Source organism: Cytobacillus solani, assembly GCF_001420595.1.
Lineage (GTDB): Bacteria > Bacillota > Bacilli > Bacillales > Cytobacillaceae > Cytobacillus > Cytobacillus solani.
The window spans coordinates 3,720,019-3,737,111 of record NZ_LJIX01000006.1 but is presented as its reverse complement, the minus strand read 5'-3'; the positions used below and the strand labels follow the sequence as shown (position 1 = coordinate 3,737,111).

The window sequence follows — 17,093 nt, the reverse complement described above, 5'->3', positions numbered from 1 at the left end:
TTATTTTTGTTTGCTTTAAACCTATGAACCCAGTACGTAAAATACATATCTACTTAATCCTTCAGCGAAGCCAATGACGATTAATGCCGCAAACGCCATAGCAATAGATGTTTTCTTTACAGGTGACAGGGCCATATATCCTAATAAAATTAATCCGAGAATTTCAATTCCCCATCTTAATGCAATGGTTCCCTGATACGCCTCAAGAGAGGAATGTGCAGCAGAAGTCGCAATCATATTGACATCTGTTAAAGATGCAGGGAATAATGCAACACCTATTAGCTGAATGGCGATACCGAATAAAGCAGAATAAAACGATAATCGAACAATCTTTTTTGCTGTGTCGTCCATATTTTTGGCACGTAATGCAGGTACAGTAAAGCTAGCAACAAGAACTGCTCCTAATATAAAGGCTGTTCCATAAAAGGAAGTGAAGGTGTTAATTGAATTCCATCCGCTTACTAATGAATTGGAATAGATCATTGCCATACAGAAAATATCAACAAATCCGATGATAACTGTAGCAATCATCAGCAGTGGGTTGACTTTTTTCTGAACAATCGTAAGTCCAGCTGTTATACAAGCGCTGCCAATAAATACGCCTGTCACAAGAATTTCACGGCTCATCCAAGATGTGCCAATGTTTCTGATTGTGTTCAAGGCATTGCTCGGTGTTCCTAAATGCGCAAAAGATGCAATTAGGCCCACTAATGATAATGCTGCAATAATGATAAGTGGTATCTTCAAAATGGCAAAGGAGTCCTCCTTACCAGCTTTGCTAATTTCACGCTGAAACAGCCATAGCATAAACATTCCGCCAATTGCTGTTTGAACACAAATTGTAAAGATTAATAATGCCCACTCATGCATGGGATTTCCTCCTCTTTTATTGAATTACTTTATCTGAGTAAAAGGGGGCAAGCCCCCGTGATAAACTATGTTTAATTACGAATGAATGACAATATTTGGTTTTGTAATCGATGCACTTGGCATCCCTTTCATTTCATTGACTGTTCCGTATTTAGCCCGCAGCTCGTCAATTGGACCAAATTCAATCGCACGCATTATACAGGAACTTACACATACAGGATCTTCACCTTTTTCACGTAAATCGATACAAGTATCACATTTCGTCATTTTTCCAAGCTCTTCAGAATATTGTGGGGCACCGTAAGGACAATTCCACTCACAGTAGCGACATCCTACACATTTATTATGGTCGACTAAGACAACGCCATCTTCAGCACGCTTGAACATTGCACCAGTTGGGCATCCTTGCATGCACCCAGGTTCATCACAATGATTACAAGAAAGTGAAACGTGATAAATCGACGGCTTAGGATAGCTCCCTTCTTGAAAGTCATATACTCTCCGGAAGTTTCTTCCGACTTCTAAATCATTTTTATCTTTACAGGCTACCGTACATGTTTTGCAGCCCACACATTCAGCTACATTTATATAAAAGCCCATTTGAGCCATAATTTATGACCTCCTTTGAATTAAAATTTGATGATCCGCTGTTCCCATTTCACATCTTCTTCAAGTGGTTCGCCTTTCCATTTTTCAAAATTGACACGAGCTGTATTGAAACCAGAGGATCCCAGTCCTTTTGGAATATGAGGGACGAATAAATTATCAGCTCCGCCTCGATCAATCCCGGTCTTTTCATCAATATCCACCCAAGCTCCATGCGGAAGCCCAATGACACCAGGCATAATGGTTTCGACCACTGCTGCAGGCCGTAAAGACTTCGCATATTCATTTGATAAAAGAACGCTATCTCCATCCTTAATTCCTTTTTCGTCCGCATCTTTTCTACTAATGTAAACAGGGTTAGGCCATGCCTCACGCAGCTGTGGCACATTATCTAACGTACTATGAGAGCGTCTTAAATAATGTGGATTGATCATTTGGTACGGATATTTTCCTTTTTTCTTTGATTCCCAATCTTCAAAAGTCGCTTCATAGCCATGTACTTTTACCTCATATTTTGGAATAGGGGCTATTTCGGAATATGCAGTTTTAGACAATTCATTTATAGCTTTACAATAGATTTCAAATTTTCCACTTTCACTTGATACTGGATTTGCTTCCGGATCGTCGATAAAATCTTTATACGCGATAAAGCCGAAATTATCGCCTGGCTTCCTTGGCACTTGGTAAATTCCTGTATCAACAAACTCTTTAAGTGGAATACGCCCTTTTTGTGGTGTTCCTTCAACACCCCACTCCTTTATATCGTGGGCAGTAATGGTACATAATGGTTCATAGTCAACCCCGTTATCTTTCATCACCATACTACCTGCAAGTTGATTAAAGTATTGCTGTTCTTCTGTAATCGGGAATACTTCTTTCGGATCTTTTCCTAATTTTTTCAATAGAGCCTTTGCAATCTCTTGGTCTGTTTTTGATTCATACAATGGTTCAATGATTTTTGACCAATTGATAAGGATTTCACGGTTTCCACCTTTCACTGCTCCAGCTGTTTCCCATTGGGTAGCAACAGGTAACACAATATCGGAATACTTTGCATTTGTTGTTAATGCATACGCATTTGTGACAACAAATTCAACTTCTCTATGGGCTTTTATCCCTTTTGCAATATTGCTTCGAGTTTGTAGATGATTCTCATAGTTATGGTAAATAAATTGGATGTTTACGTTTCTTTCTTTTTCATATCTTTGTAGGAATTTCCCATCTAATACAGCATCCCACATTTCATTTTCATTAATTTGATTGTCAATAGGGTTCGTTATGGAAGGTAGGCCTTTCCCACCAGCGGTTAAAAGGAATGGCCCCATATTCCCTGCATATTCCCAACAGCTAACCCCAGTCATTTTTCCAGAACCACCCATTTGCCCGGTCATCATTCCGAGTGTTGAAAAGGCTTGAACCCAGCCTTCCCCATTAGCAATTCGAGCAGGCGCCCATGCTGTTAATAAAGCAACTCGTTCTGTGCCGCCGATTTCACGGGCAAGTTCACGAATTTTACTTGGTTCTACCCCACAAATTTCCGCTGCCCATTCAGGTGTTTTTGGTTGACCGTCATAGGTTCCTAATAAATAGTCCATAAAATTATCTTTTGGATCTGCTCCTTCTGGCATATGAGCTTCATCAAATCCGATTGTATATTTATTTAAGAAATCCCATTTTACCAATGGATTTGTAGCAGGATTGTCTTCATCAAGCAATGTATACATGATGCCGAAAGCTAATGCATCGTCTGTTCCTGGTCTAACGGGAACCCAATCTGCATCAAATACATTTGCAGAATCAGTATAAATCGGGTCAATTGTAATGAATCGAGCACCTGCCTTTTTTGCTTGTAAAAAGTTGTAAGTGACACTGCCCATAGAGCTCCAAGCTGGATTAGCGCCCCATAGGACGATTAATTGGGAATTTCTTAAATCAATTCGGTCGTTGATTCCATTTACAATTAGGCCTTCTCCAATCCCCATGTTTTCCCATATCCATCGCCAAGCACCCCATGAAGAGCTGCCATAACAAGCACTAAATCCACCGATTGCTGACATCGCACTTCTTATATTTGCATCCCCACCAGTTACCATGATGGCTTCATTGCCATACTTTCCTTTAATTCTTTTTGTCTCAGATGCGACAATATCGAGCGCCTCATCCCAAGAGAGTCGAACCCACTGATCTTTCCCGCGAAGTTCCTTCTTGCCTCCGCCAGGCTCCCAATTCTTTCGTTTCATTGGATATTTCAATCGATCTGCATTAAATACTTGATGACGTTGTGAGCGACCTCTTAAACAGCCACGCTGTTGTGGGAAATCTGGACTATCTTCATGCGTATCATCCGTTTTTTGTCGAATCACAACCCCGTCTTTAATGAGCACCTTATTTAGACAGCGGCCACCACAGTTATGCCAGCATGCAGCTGTTTTCCAGATGCCTTCATCATCTGTTTCTGCTATCCCGATATTATTGTCCGCTTTTGCAACTAACCCACGGCTAACTGGGATCGCTGTTGTTACTGCAATTGCGGAGGTCCAACCGATAAATGCTCTTCTAGACATTTTAAATTCTTTGATTTTACTCACGATATCAAGCATTCTACTTGCCCCCTCTTATAAAGTGTCTATAGTCATAAGTTCTTGAAGAACCTCTGAATCTATCAGTAAATAATGATGTAATACTTGTGCTAGTCCAATGAAAAATGATGTATTTGCTTCTTTCATGACTAATCGACTGAATTCAGGTACGAATTTAAGCAGATGGTCATCGATAAATCTTTGTTGATCCCGAAGCAATTGCCTTAAGCCTTTGCTTTCATTTTGTTCAGCCAATTTTATACAACGTTCATTGAGGTGATAAATAAAATCAAGCTCAAGTCCGATATGATCATCCGCTTCAATATTAAAATCACTGACAATAATACCGTATTTATCATAATAGCCTCGCACATTCATTGTTGTTCCTTGAAATAAAAGCCGATCCTTCCTCACATAAGAAGATTCCCAAGGAGGTGTTGTCAATTCAAAAGGTCCGACAAACAATCTTGTATAATCCCAATGCAAGTCATCATAATGATGTTCAATAGTAAGGACATCATGAGTGGACAGGTATGACTTTATCTTGTTCAATCCTTCTTGGATCTCTTCTGAATCCTCTTTAAATGGAAATAAATCGATCATGTTTTTCTGAATAAATGGTTTCAAATATTCTTTAGATGGCTCCTCAACGAAAAACCTTCGTAAAATGTCGTAGGCAAAACGTCTTGCGTGAAAAATATTATTTAACTCTGTTAGAGCTACTCTTTCTTCCATTGCTATCCCTCCTAAAAGCACTTAGCTTACATCTCCTAATTGAAATAAAGTGGGTGTTGTCCAATCAATGCTGACCTCGCGGATGATGCTTTCTTTATTATCGAATTCGATGATGCATGAAACGATTGCAATTTCAATGTTGATACCCGCTAATTGTTTGATGGCCTCAATAGGAAACTGAATGAAGTCGTATTGTTGATTGAATTCGAATATTATTTTGTTTTTTTTGAGCAGGGCGATTACTTTTTGCTTGTCCTTTCCAAAAACTTTAGCTGTTTTAAAGAAATAATCTTGATTTGAAAAGGAATACGTTTTATCCACCACTTGATTATGGTTTTGCTGATAGATTTGGCCCGTGAATTTATTTTCAAGAGAACAGTAATGAACACCGAGCTTTAATTTTTGCTCAATCGCAAACTCTGTAAGCGCAAGACATAGTTCTTCACTCATTGATATTGCTAATCCACCTGCATACCAGTAGTTATAATACATTTCGTAAGGTGGGTTTTTTAGTTTGAATCCTCGATCGATAAAAGGCTTAGGGTCTTTAAGTGGGAAGCAGAACTCTAGTAAGTTGATTCCGAAAATATCCAATTTATCTAATTCGATAAGCAGCTCTTTCATTTCATCCAATGTTCCTGGAATGACAGGCATTTCAACTAAGACATTAGGAATATAGCGTTTTGCTAATTCGATTTTCCCTAAAATATGCTTTCGCTTCTGCGGTGAATCCTCCATCTTTATGCTAAAGCGAATTTCATTTAAGTCAGCATCTCCTAATTGTTGCAGGAGCTCTTCAGTTAAAAGGTCACCAGCCGTATATAATCTTGTATAGCCTTCAGGTACTTTTTCTTTTGCAAATTGGAAAAATTGGATCGTTTCATTTTTAAATAAAAGAGGTTCTCCTCCTGTTAATGCGATGTGCTTTAATTTGTATCCTGCATCGATTAATTCTGCTAATTCATTCCGAGCATCTCTCTTGTTTTCTAAAAAGTGCATATAATTATCTTGATTTTCATTGAAACAAAAATAGCAATTACGGTGGCATTTCATTGAAACAAAGGTTGTATAGCTGTCTGTACCTGTTTGACATGCTTCACAGGCACTTGATATTCGATTAATATAGATGCTTTTATTATTATTTCGGAAATGTGCTCGTTTCTCTTTTAATCTAGTAAGTGTTCTTTCTCTTTCATTGGCCAGTTGAGCCAGCTCAAGTTTTAAACCGAAGGACTCAATAGTTTCCAATGTGTCACTCTCTATATTCGTGAATAATTGAGCATATCGTAAATAAGATTGGTTTTTAATCATATACATGCTATCTTTTGTAACTTTCTTTATCATTTTCTCACTCCTTTTGTGAAAACAATCACATTTCAACCCTGCTTTTATTATAGAAAATCGCACCTTCTTAAGATATATAACCGATGCACAAAGATAACCGTCTATTTTTGTACGGTTGGACAATGAGTTTTTTACGTTCCTGTGACATCCATTGTTCCTGATGGCACCTTCATATATGATGAGGGTGAGCGACCCAGTAAAGATCAGAAAGGAATGGATTTAGTGGAAAATACTTTCTTTGTCCCGGATTACTTACATGATTTGCTTGTCGCTTCAGAAAAAGGGTTAAAGGGGATTTGTGCAGAGTTAGCGAGTCTTTTGTCGTTTCCTGTAATCATAACGGATCCTTTATTTAACCAGTTGGCAACTGAGCAAGTCGTGAATAAAGTGGAAATTAACTATATAGATAATCAATATAGAGAAATTACTGGGGATAAACCAGCAGTCGTCAATTGTCAATTAACATCTGATGGTGTCCCCACAAAGGGAATTTGTTCGGCAATCATATTGGATGGTCGATTAAGGGGCTATTTATTTGTTCAGATAGATGAGGTATCTGATGAGACAATCGCACGAATTCATTCGATTATTGCTTACGCATCTTCATTATGTTCACTCGAATTACGAAAAAAGCTGGAATTGAAACAGGAGCGGCAGCAGTTTAAGGAAGCTTTTATCTATGACTTGCTCTACGGAAATATGAAGCAAAAAGATGAGATAATCTCCTATGGGAATATATGGGGATGGGATTTTACCCAATCACATACAATTATTGTTTTTTCATTAGTAGATTTTGATTATTATTCAGAGGATCAGAAACGTATTGATTCTATGTTTTTTCTAATTGAAAGAGTACTGATTGAAAGCAATCTAAAACCAATAGCAATGAAAAAGCGTGGAGAAATCGTTGTTATTTATCAGATACCTGGTGAAGAAATGGACAAAAATGAGTATGTAATTAAAGAGTTTATTCAGCGGGTAATGACCCAAGCCGAAATAATGGATATGAATACTCGAATTGCCACAGGGATTGGCAGGGAAAGTACAAATCCAGAGGAGCTTTATAAGAGCTACCAAGAGGCAAAGGTTGCATACGAAGTTGGGTTATTATTGAATATTCATACACCATTTTTTAATGGGTTAGGACTGGAACGAATTCTATATAAACACGATTTACAAGACGTAAAAGAATACTATGATCACACATTAGGTAAATTGGAGAAATATGATCAAGTTCATGGAGGCGAGCTAATGCATACGCTCGAATTCTATGCGGCCAATCAATATGACTTAACAAAGACGGCTGAAGCACTGTTTCTTCATCGTAATACATTGCGGTATCGCTTTAAAAAGGTCGAAGAAATTTTAGATAAGAAGCTAGATGATATGAACGTCAGATTAAATATCACTGCCGCCTTTAAGATTAGACAGCTCAGGAAAATTTAACCTTAGAAAAAGTGCAGGTGCTAAAAGCTGATGGAAATTTACAGACATGCTTGTCCTCGTAATTGTTTCTCAACATGTGGAATGCTATCGTACATTGAAGACGGAAAACTAATGAAGGTTTCTGGTGATGCGAAGCATGGCTATAATCAAGGGCGTTTGTGTGCAAAGGGATATGCCTATACCCAATATGTATATAATCCTTATCGATTGAAACATCCAATCAAACAGACGCCAAGGGGCTCAGGGAATTGGGAAAGAATATCATGGGAAGAGGCATACGATACCATTGCTGACAAAATCTTAGAGTTAAATAAAAGATACGGATCCAATCTCGCTTCTGGCTATAATAAATTTTCCGGTAATATCGGTTTGCTTCATTATGCAGTTGAGGGGATGTTTAATAGTATAGGTCCACATACGAAACCGATAGGAAACCCATGTTTAATAACTGGTGAGCAAGCCATGAGAAAGTCTTTTGGTCAAATGAACAGCATGATGCCAGAAAAAATGGCGAAAATGAATGCAATTGTTATTTGGGGAGCAAACCCAGCTGTTACAAATGTCCATCAAATGAAGTTTATTTTACAGGCACGGCAAAAAGGGGCAAAACTAATTGTCATTGATCCTGTTTTTACAAGAACAGCGGCAACAGCTGATATCTTTATTCAAATCAACCCAGGGACAGATGGATGGCTTGCGCTTGGAGCTGCTAAGCTTCTTATTCAATCAGAGTCGTATGATCAAGAATTCGTCCGAAATCAAACAGTGAACTGGGAAGAATTTCACCAATATGTGAATGAACAAGTCGATTTACATGAAGTTTGTCGTCAAACAGGAATAGCACTTGATGTGATATGTGAACTTGTGAGCATATATTCAATGGCTGAACCTTGTGCGACCTGGATTGGCTTTGGGATTCAACGAAATGTAAATGGGGGGAAAAATATTAGTGCAATCAACACATTAGCCGTGTTGGGTTGTCATTCTGGACAAGAGAACAGGTGTGTTTACTATTCACATAGTGGGATAGATGACTTTCCGGTTAATCTCCTGAACCATGAAGAACCAGAACATCCAATCGTTCTACATTCTAGAGAAATTGATATTAATAATTTTGCAGAAAATGCTAGTAAGCTAGTGGATCCACCATTGAAGTTATTATGGATTGCCTTGCGTAATCCCCTTTCACAAGACCAGGATTTTCAGGCATGGGAATCATTAATGAACGAACTTGAATTAATTGTCACTGTTGATTTATTTATGACGAAATCTGCGGAGATGTCTGATATCGTCCTGCCAGCCGCAAGTCATTTTGAAGAAATGGATTTAAATGTTAGTTATTGGCACCACTGGTTGTCCATAAATGAAAAGGCAATCCCTCCATACTATGAAGCAAAAAGTGATTTGCAAATCGCAAGAGAATTAATGAAAAAACTGAATGACCGTTCTCCAGGCTTCTCTAATTTCCCTTCGGAACGCGAACCGATTGATTGGATTAGAATGGAATTAACTCCATCAGTAAAGAAGCTGTATTCGGTAGAGTGCATTGATGACTTACTAGAAGGTCCTCGGTTACGGACAGAGGAAGTATCTAATTCATCTTCAAGTTCATTCAAATTCCGTCTTTTTTCCCAAGGGAACAAGGGTACTTCCACACATTTTATTAATAGGAGAAAGACAGATGTTGAAGAATCATATCCATTTCAACTGCTAACCCCGCAATCTTTACTGAAGATTCATTCACAATATGAGACGATGCCTTGGCTGAATCAAGCTGCAGAGCAAGAAGTTGTTGAACTTTCCGAATATGCAGCAGAAAAGAATGGGATTATGGAAGGGGATAAGGTTGAATTATTCAATCAAAATGGAAAAATAGCAGCAATTGCTAGAATAAGCAGATTTCTCCCTCAAAAGGTGATCTTAGTAAAACAAGCAGGGAAAAATCCTATCAATCGATTAATCGTTCATAGGCCACAGGAAAACAAAGAGAAATCCAGTATGAATTTTTATGACAGCAGCGTAAATATCCGGAAATGGCGTGAGAAAAATGGTTAAACAAATGGGGTTCGTGTTTAATGTGGATCTTTGTTTCGGTTGTATGGCTTGCGAAATTGCCTGTAGAAATGAAAATCAGACGGATAGTACAGTGAGGTGGCGAAAGGTTTCTAGACTTATAGATGATACCTTCTTGTCCGTTTCCTGTAATCATTGCAACAGTCCAGAATGTTTTCGGGTTTGCCCAGAGAATGCCTTCACAAAACGAGGGGATGGAATTGTGCATATTAATTCCGATCTTTGCACAGGCTGTGGTTTATGTATTGAAGCTTGTCCATATGGGGCACCCCAGTATGATCCAGTAACACAGAAGGCAAGTAAATGCCATATGTGTTACCCTCGCCAAGATAGGGGGCTGCCTCCTGCATGTGTTGAATCCTGTTCTACAGAAGCGTTAACGTTTGTTGATTTAAATACATTTTGTGATAAGAAAATGGTCGGTACAATTCCAGGTTTCCCGGATACTCGATTAACAAATCCTTCGATTGCTTTTTATCCTGCAAAGGAGAGAAATAGATATTTCTTAAAATAAGCTAATAAATGAAAATGCGAGCTCCCAGTCGCATTTTCATTTATTCTTTGTATGTTGATGCTTAAAATCGAATGGCTATTTCTGCATTTGCAAAGAATTCAGTAGGATTTTATTTCTATTTTTCATGGCTGCCTATTTAACTGTACTTTTTCCTATATATGTTCATTGCCTTCTCCGTATTTGCAAAATGCAGCTTAACAAATGTCGGTAAAGAGTCCTTTCCTTTTTCGTGAATCAGCCTGGCAGCTGCTTCATCCACTTTCGAACCAGCACCTTTTGTTAGTGTAAACCCAGCTACCTTGCTTAAATTTTCAAAATGCCTGACAAATGCATATCTTGCTAAAATGGATGCGGCAGCAACTGCGAGATGAACACTCTCTGCTTTTGTGCTGAAAAAGACATTGTTCCTCTGGATGATTTTTTCATTTTTAAGATACTGATAGTAGATTTCCTTTTTAGCAAATTGGTCAATTAAAATAGCATCAGGCTGTTCGGGTGCAATCTTTCCGAGCACATGTCCGATTGCTTGGTTATGAAGGAGTGCTTTCATTTTTCCTTGCGACATGCCGGATTTCTGAAGCTTATTGTATTTTTCATTATGTAAGGTTAAAAGGCTATGTGGAACAATATCTTTAATTTGTTTCGCAATGCTGATGATTTGTTCATCTTTCAGGTTTTTAGAGTCCTTCACACCTAACTCTTTTAATAATGGAATCTGTTCCTTTTTTACATACGCAGCAACAACTGTAATGGGTCCAAAGAAATCACCCGTACCTACTTCATCTGAGCCAACAACAGAAAGCGTTTCAAATTGATCTGGCAGATAGGTACTTGTGGTGCTCTTCTTTTTCTCAGGGCTTTCTGATAAGATCGATTTCCCCCATTTGGCTGCTTCGACTTCGCAGCCACCGCCTTGAAACAATACCTTGCCTGATTTATAAGCTGTGATTGCGCAAGTGGGTGTTTTCGCAGCAAATACACTTCCAGGAGGGAGTTTATCGATAAGATAGGATTGATAGTATCGTTTCATTTCATCTATTTCATTCATTTTTTTTACTAAAACAGTATTTCCCATAGCTTTCACCTTTTTCAATTAGTGGTGTACAAAAGATAGATTCTATTAAGTTATGACAAGCTTCTACTTCCCACGTTTTTATGTTCATGTTATGATATTGTGTAGGATTCTTAAGAATGGGGGCATAAATGTTGTCAGATGTACAAAAAAACCGTACAAGTGTTGATATATATGGAACGCAGTATATCATTTTAGGTACTGAAAGCCCCGGTCATATTCGCCTCGTAGCTTCAATGGTTGATGAGAAAATGCGTGAAATCAGCTCGAAGAATCCCTCCCTTGACAGCAGTAAACTCGCCGTATTAACAGCAGTCAATATCGTTAATGATTATATTAAGGCGAAGGATCGTTTAGAGCAGCTTGAAAATGAATTAAAAAGAGTAAAGGACTGAATAAGTCATGCTAGATCTCGCAATCATTATTATTTTAGTTTTTGGTTTCTTTATCGGTTTAAAAAGGGGCTTTATCCTTCAAGTTATCCATTTGATTGGCTTCATCCTTGCATTTATTGTAGCCAATATGTATTATGAAAAACTTGCTCCTAAGCTAACATTATGGATTCCATACCCAAGCTTTGGTGATCAATCTGCCTTTCAAATGTTATTTGATCAGGCCAATCTTGAAGATGCATACTATCGCGCAATTGCCTATGTCGCCATTTTCCTTGCTGTGAAAATTGTGCTTCAGATTATTGGCAGTATGCTTGATTTTGTAACAAATCTGCCAGTACTTAAACAGTTAAATGTTTGGGCAGGAGGTATTTTAGGATTTGCAGAAGTATATCTTATCATGTTTATTTTATTATACATAGCTGCGCTCGTACCAGTAGAAATAATACAAACCCATTTAAATGATTCATTTATGGCTAAAGGAATCATTAAACATACGCCAATATTTTCACAGCAAATTAAAGAGATGTGGATCGAATATATAGGTTGAGTAACTTCTCTGAAATAGAGAAGTTTTCTTTTTATAAGATAAGAATGTATAACTTTGGAGTTAAAGAATTGTCTAGCTCCAGCGCCTATCGCCTATCAAACTTCGGGTCTCCTCCCTACGATAAGTCAACATCGAATCGCTATCGCTCTTCGTGTTTCCTTTATCTCAGTCGGAGCCCCTCCAGTTTGTACGGCGATGACCAAGGCGCTTGCGCTTTTCTAATTAGCGATTCTCATGAAAGTATGACAACCTATAATAGAGAAAACAATACTAAAAAAGAGTTCGTCAATAAGGTAGGTGCGTTCTGTGATAGATAAAAAAGATGTCATTCGGCTACTGGAAACAATAGCTATTTATATGGAGCTAAAAGGAGAAAATACGTTTAAAATAGCGGCCTTTCGAAAAGCTGCTGCCGCACTTGAAGCAAATGATGAAAGCTTAAATGAAATAGAAGATTTTACGAAGCTGCCTGGGATCGGAAAGGGTACATCCGCAGTGATTATTGAGTATATGAAAGAAGGAAAATCTACTGCTCTTAAAGAGTTGAAGGAAGCGGTTCCAAAGGGGCTGATTCCGCTTCTGCAGCTTCCTGGATTAGGCGGGAAGAAAATTGCTAAGTTAAATAAAGAACTAGGCATTGAGAATGCTGCGGATTTAGAGGAAGCGTGCATAAAGGGGCAGGTACAAGCACTTGCGGGTTTCGGAAAGAAATCAGAAGAAAAGATTCTTGCTGCCCTTCGAAATGCCGGAACAAGACCGGAAAGGCTGCCAATCGCCTATATGCTGCCAATTGCAGAAGCGATTGAAGAGCAGCTGCAGCACGTTAACGAAATCAAGAAGTTTTCTCGTGCGGGAAGCTTACGAAGAGTGAGAGAAACAATAAAAGACTTAGATTTCATTATTGCAACAGAAAATCCTTCAGCGGTAAGGGACGAACTATTAAAGCTTGCAAACATAAAAGAAACAATCGCAGCTGGAGACACAAAGGTTTCTGTTATTTTTGAATACAGCTATGATATATCTGTAGATTTCCGTCTTGTTAAGCCTCATGAATTTATCACAACTCTTCACCATTTCACAGGCTCAAAAGAGCATAATGTGCGCATGAGGCAGCTAGCGAAGGAACGCGGCGAAAAAATTAGTGAATATGGGGTAGAGAATATCGAAACAGGTGAAATGTTAACCTTTTCATCAGAAGAAGCATTTTATCGCCATTTCGGACTCCCTCTCATACCACCTGAGATCAGGGAAGACGGAAAAGAAGTTGATGAGTACACTGAGGCTTATGGTATAATTTCTCTTGCTGATATTAAGGGAGATTTACATATGCACTCAACCTGGAGTGATGGGGCTGCATCCATTGAGGAAATGGTAAAGGCCTGTATCAAAAAAGGCTATAAATATATGGCAATTACGGATCATTCCCAATATTTAAAGGTTGCGAACGGACTCACCCCAGAAAGATTAAGGCAGCAAAAGGAAGAAATTAAACGTTTGAATGAACAGTATGAGGAGATTACCATTTTATCAGGTGTAGAAATGGATATATTGCCTGATGGGTCTCTTGATTATGATGATGAATTACTTGCTGAAATGGATCTTGTTATTGCATCCATCCACTCTGCATTTTCACAATCAAAGGAAAAAATCATGGAGCGATTAAAAAATGCGATGAGGAATCCTCATGTTGACATCATCGCCCATCCTACGGGCCGAAAGATCGGCATTAGAGAAGGCTATGAAGTGGATATTGATATGCTCATAGAACTGGCAAAAGAAACGGATACGGTACTTGAATTAAATGCCAATCCTAATCGTTTAGATCTCGCACCTGCGTATATTCAAAAGGCTCAGGAAGCTGGAGTAAAAATTGTTATTAATACAGATGCACATAAATTGGAGACATTAAACCACATGGACATTGGGGTCTCCACAGCAAGTAAAGGGTGGATTAAGAAAAACTCTGTCCTTAATGCTATGGATACGGAAGAATTATTGTCATTTTTGTCGAGAAAGCAAAAATGAATGGAATAGGAGGTAGAATCCTCATGCAGGAACGTATTTTAAGAGTACTTGAATTTCATAAAGTGAAGGATCAGCTAGTTGAACATGTGTCCTCTTCACTAGGGAAAAGAAAAGCGGAAAGTTTAATGCCGTCAATTGACTATGCCGAGGTAGTACGCTGGCAAGAGGAAACAGATGAGGCGGTTAAAGTATTGCGTATAAAAGGAAATGTGCCTCTTGGAGGAATCTTTGATATTCGCCCGCATGTTAAACGGTCTGTTATAGGTGGAATGCTCAGCCCACAAGAACTGACTCAAGTTGCGAGCACCATCCATGCAAGCAGACAAATCAAAAGGTTTATTGAAGAATTTGTGGATGAAAGAAGCAGCCTCCCCATCTTGTTAGACTACGTGAGCAGATACAATGTGCTAGCTAATTTAGAAACAACAATAAAAAATGCCATAGATGATAATGGGGAAGTGCTTGATAGTGCGAGCGAAGCCCTTCGATCTCTCCGCAATCAATTACGTACGAAGGAATCGCGAGTGCGTGAGCGGCTAGAAAGTATGATTCGTTCTTCAAATGCACAGAAGATGCTTTCTGATGCGATTATTACGATTCGAAATGACCGCTTCGTTATCCCGGTTAAGCAGGAGTATAAGGGACATTACGGCGGAATTGTTCATGATCAAAGTTCCTCTGGGCAAACATTATTTATTGAACCGCAATCGATCGTTCAATTAAATAATGAACTTCAGGAAATACGTGTGAAGGAACAGCAGGAAGTTGAACGAATTTTGATTGAACTTTCGGGTAAGGTTTCTGAAGAAAGTGCGGAGCTTGAAATCATTGTTGACGTGCTGGCGGAAATTGATTTTATGTTTGCTAAGGCTCGTTACAGTAAACGAATGAAGGGAACAATGCCACAAGTAAATAATGAAGGCCGAATTTCTCTATTTAAAGCACGTCATCCGCTTATTCCAGCTGATGAGGTAGTGGCTAATGATGTGACATTAGGGAAAGACTTTACAACCATTGTTATTACAGGTCCAAATACGGGCGGAAAAACAGTCACATTAAAGACGGTTGGCTTATGTACGTTAATGGCACAAGCAGGCTTGCAGATCCCTGCACTGGATGGGTCTGAAACAGCTGTCTTCGGTGCTGTTTATGCCGATATTGGGGATGAACAATCAATAGAGCAGAGTCTAAGTACCTTCTCATCACATATGGTGAATATCGTTGATATCCTAAATAAAGTGGATGATAACAGCCTTGTTCTTTTTGATGAATTAGGAGCGGGTACAGATCCGCAAGAAGGAGCTGCACTTGCTATCTCGATTCTTGATGAAGTGTATAAACGAGGAGCAAGGGTAATAGCAACAACTCATTACCCTGAATTGAAGGCATACGGCTATAATCGAGAAGGAGTCATTAACGCGAGTGTAGAATTTGATATTGAGTCATTGAGTCCTACATACAAGCTGTTAATTGGCGTACCAGGGCGAAGCAATGCGTTTGAAATATCCAAAAGGCTAGGTTTAAATGATGAGGTGATTCGGACTGCGCGTTCCTATATTAGCGCAGACAGCAATCAGGTTGAAAATATGATTGCCTCATTGGAAGAGAGCAAAAGGATTGCCGAGACTGAGCGGGAAGAAGCAAATGACTTCCTAAAAAGTGCCGAAAAGCTGCATAAGGATTTGCAGAAGCAAATGATTGAATTTTATGATCAAAAGGATACACTTCATGAAAAAGCCGCTGAAAAAGCCGCTGCGATTATTGAGCAAGCAAAAGCTGAAGCAGAGAAAATCATTAGCGATTTAAGAAAAATGCGCATTGAAAAGGCTGCAGAAATAAAAGAACATGAACTTATTGATGCAAAAAGACGATTAGAAGAAGCAGCACCGAAAATAAACAAAACGAAAATATCAGTAAAAGGGAAAGAAAAACACACCTTTACTAAAGGGGATGAAGTTAAGGTATTAAGCTTTGATCAAAAGGGGCATCTCATTAAAAAGACCTCTGACAACGAGTGGCAAGTGCAAATAGGAATCCTGAAAATGAAAGTCGCTGAAAAAGATTTAGAGTTCATTAAAAGTCCAAAACCAGTTGAAACAAAACCAATGGCGATTGTAAAGGGAAGAGATTTCCATGTTAGTCTTGAATTAGACTTAAGGGGAGAGCGATACGAAAATGCCTTGCTGCGTGTTGAGAAATATATTGATGATGCACTTTTAGCTGCTTACCCTCGTGTTTCTATTATCCACGGAAAAGGAACAGGTGCGTTAAGACAAGGAGTACAGGAATATTTACGCAATCATCGTGCAGTTAAGAATATTCGCTTTGGTGAAGCTGGTGAAGGCGGTTCTGGTGTCACCGTAGTAGAATTTAAATAATTGGCGGGGAGAATGGGTATGAACCAATTCTGGGAAAATGAGTTTGTGCAAACGGCTGGGTATTTTAGTGTTGTTATCCTCTGTATGATTGTTTTTCTGGCCATTTTTGAACTGGTCACAAAATACAAAAACTGGGAAGAAATAAAAAATGGAAACGTCGCAGTTGCTATGGCTACCGGGGGGAAAATCTTTGGAATTGCTAATGTTTTTCGGCATTCCATTATGCATAATGATAAATTGCTAATGATGATCAGCTGGGGGGTCTTTGGATTTATCCTTCTGCTTATCGGTTATTTTATATTTGAATTTTTAACTCCAAAATTCAATATAGACAAGGAAATCGAAAATAATAATAAGGCTGTTGGCTTAATTTCAATGATTATTTCAATTGGCTTGTCCTATATTATTGGTGCTGGAATTTCTTAAGGAGCGATCATTCACGTGGAAAAATTAGCAAAAGTATTATTTGTCCTATGTGGTGTATTTATTCTGCTAGGTGCTTATTATGT

General features: G+C 38.6%; 14 protein-coding genes. 8 read left to right on the top strand and 6 right to left on the bottom strand.

All coding sequences use genetic code 11. The annotated features are described in order from the left end of the window. Nucleotides 1-21: 21 nt before the first annotated feature. From AN957_RS20575 to AN957_RS20555, 5 genes are all read right to left on the bottom strand, one after another. On the bottom strand, nucleotides 22-870 hold the full coding sequence (locus AN957_RS20575; RefSeq protein ID WP_053477243.1) for a dimethyl sulfoxide reductase anchor subunit family protein: 849 nt from the start codon (nucleotides 868-870) through the stop codon (nucleotides 22-24). Between the two features lie 75 nt (nucleotides 871-945). Then, entirely contained in the window at nucleotides 946-1,479 is a 534-nt protein-coding gene (locus AN957_RS20570; protein ID WP_056685936.1) for a DMSO/selenate family reductase complex B subunit, read from the bottom strand. Nucleotides 1,480-1,499: 20 nt separating this feature from the next. Further along, nucleotides 1,500-4,076, bottom strand: coding sequence for a molybdopterin-dependent oxidoreductase (locus AN957_RS20565; RefSeq protein ID WP_056685933.1), 2,577 nt, complete (start codon nucleotides 4,074-4,076; stop codon nucleotides 1,500-1,502). Nucleotides 4,077-4,091: 15 nt separating this feature from the next. Next, a complete protein-coding gene (locus tag AN957_RS20560; RefSeq protein WP_053477240.1) occupies nucleotides 4,092-4,790 on the bottom strand; it encodes a TorD/DmsD family molecular chaperone in 699 nt (232 codons plus the stop codon). 21 nt (nucleotides 4,791-4,811) lie between these two features. Continuing rightward, nucleotides 4,812-6,134, bottom strand: coding sequence for a radical SAM protein (locus tag AN957_RS20555; protein WP_053477239.1), 1,323 nt, complete (start codon nucleotides 6,132-6,134; stop codon nucleotides 4,812-4,814). A 222-nt stretch (nucleotides 6,135-6,356) separates the two neighbouring features. On the opposite strand from AN957_RS20555, the gene AN957_RS20550 reads away from it, so the two are divergent. The 3 genes from AN957_RS20550 to AN957_RS20540 are packed head-to-tail and all read left to right on the top strand — an operon-like array spanning nucleotide 6,357 to nucleotide 10,167. After that, complete coding sequence (locus tag AN957_RS20550) at nucleotides 6,357-7,580, top strand: PucR family transcriptional regulator (protein ID WP_172797663.1); 1,224 nt, start codon at nucleotides 6,357-6,359, stop codon at nucleotides 7,578-7,580. A gap of 30 nt (nucleotides 7,581-7,610) precedes the next feature. Further along, nucleotides 7,611-9,635, top strand: a complete 2,025-nt coding sequence (locus AN957_RS20545) for a molybdopterin-dependent oxidoreductase (RefSeq protein WP_053477237.1) — start codon at nucleotides 7,611-7,613, stop codon at nucleotides 9,633-9,635. Then, on the top strand, nucleotides 9,628-10,167 hold the full coding sequence (locus tag AN957_RS20540) for a 4Fe-4S dicluster domain-containing protein (RefSeq protein ID WP_053477236.1): 540 nt from the start codon (nucleotides 9,628-9,630) through the stop codon (nucleotides 10,165-10,167). The genes AN957_RS20545 and AN957_RS20540 overlap by 8 nt, the downstream gene beginning before the upstream one ends. A 136-nt stretch (nucleotides 10,168-10,303) precedes the next feature. Here AN957_RS20540 and rnhC read toward each other — a convergent pair whose 3' ends face one another. Then, complete coding sequence (gene rnhC / locus AN957_RS20535; protein WP_053477235.1) at nucleotides 10,304-11,242, bottom strand: ribonuclease HIII; 939 nt, start codon at nucleotides 11,240-11,242, stop codon at nucleotides 10,304-10,306. A gap of 131 nt (nucleotides 11,243-11,373) precedes the next feature. Between rnhC and zapA the strand changes: the two genes are divergently transcribed. The 5 genes from zapA to AN957_RS20510 all read left to right on the top strand — a co-directional run bounded on the left by zapA (nucleotide 11,374) and on the right by AN957_RS20510 (nucleotide 17,010). Continuing rightward, on the top strand, nucleotides 11,374-11,634 hold the full coding sequence (zapA, locus tag AN957_RS20530) for a cell division protein ZapA (RefSeq protein WP_053477601.1): 261 nt from the start codon (nucleotides 11,374-11,376) through the stop codon (nucleotides 11,632-11,634). 7 nt (nucleotides 11,635-11,641) lie between these two features. Beyond that, nucleotides 11,642-12,181: a CvpA family protein gene (locus tag AN957_RS20525; RefSeq protein WP_053477234.1), complete on the top strand. Its 540-nt coding sequence runs from the start codon at nucleotides 11,642-11,644 to the stop codon at nucleotides 12,179-12,181. A 309-nt stretch (nucleotides 12,182-12,490) separates the two neighbouring features. Further along, nucleotides 12,491-14,206, top strand: coding sequence for a DNA polymerase/3'-5' exonuclease PolX (gene polX, locus AN957_RS20520; RefSeq protein WP_075209324.1), 1,716 nt, complete (start codon nucleotides 12,491-12,493; stop codon nucleotides 14,204-14,206). A 23-nt stretch (nucleotides 14,207-14,229) separates the two neighbouring features. After that, nucleotides 14,230-16,584 carry an endonuclease MutS2 gene (locus AN957_RS20515; RefSeq protein ID WP_056685930.1) on the top strand — a complete coding sequence of 785 codons (2,355 nt, stop codon included), beginning with the start codon at nucleotides 14,230-14,232 and terminating at the stop codon, nucleotides 16,582-16,584. Nucleotides 16,585-16,602: 18 nt separating this feature from the next. Next, the gene (locus tag AN957_RS20510; protein WP_053477232.1) at nucleotides 16,603-17,010 is read left to right on the top strand and encodes a DUF350 domain-containing protein; all 408 of its coding nucleotides are present in this window, start codon (nucleotides 16,603-16,605) and stop codon (nucleotides 17,008-17,010) included. Nucleotides 17,011-17,093 lie beyond the last annotated feature (83 nt).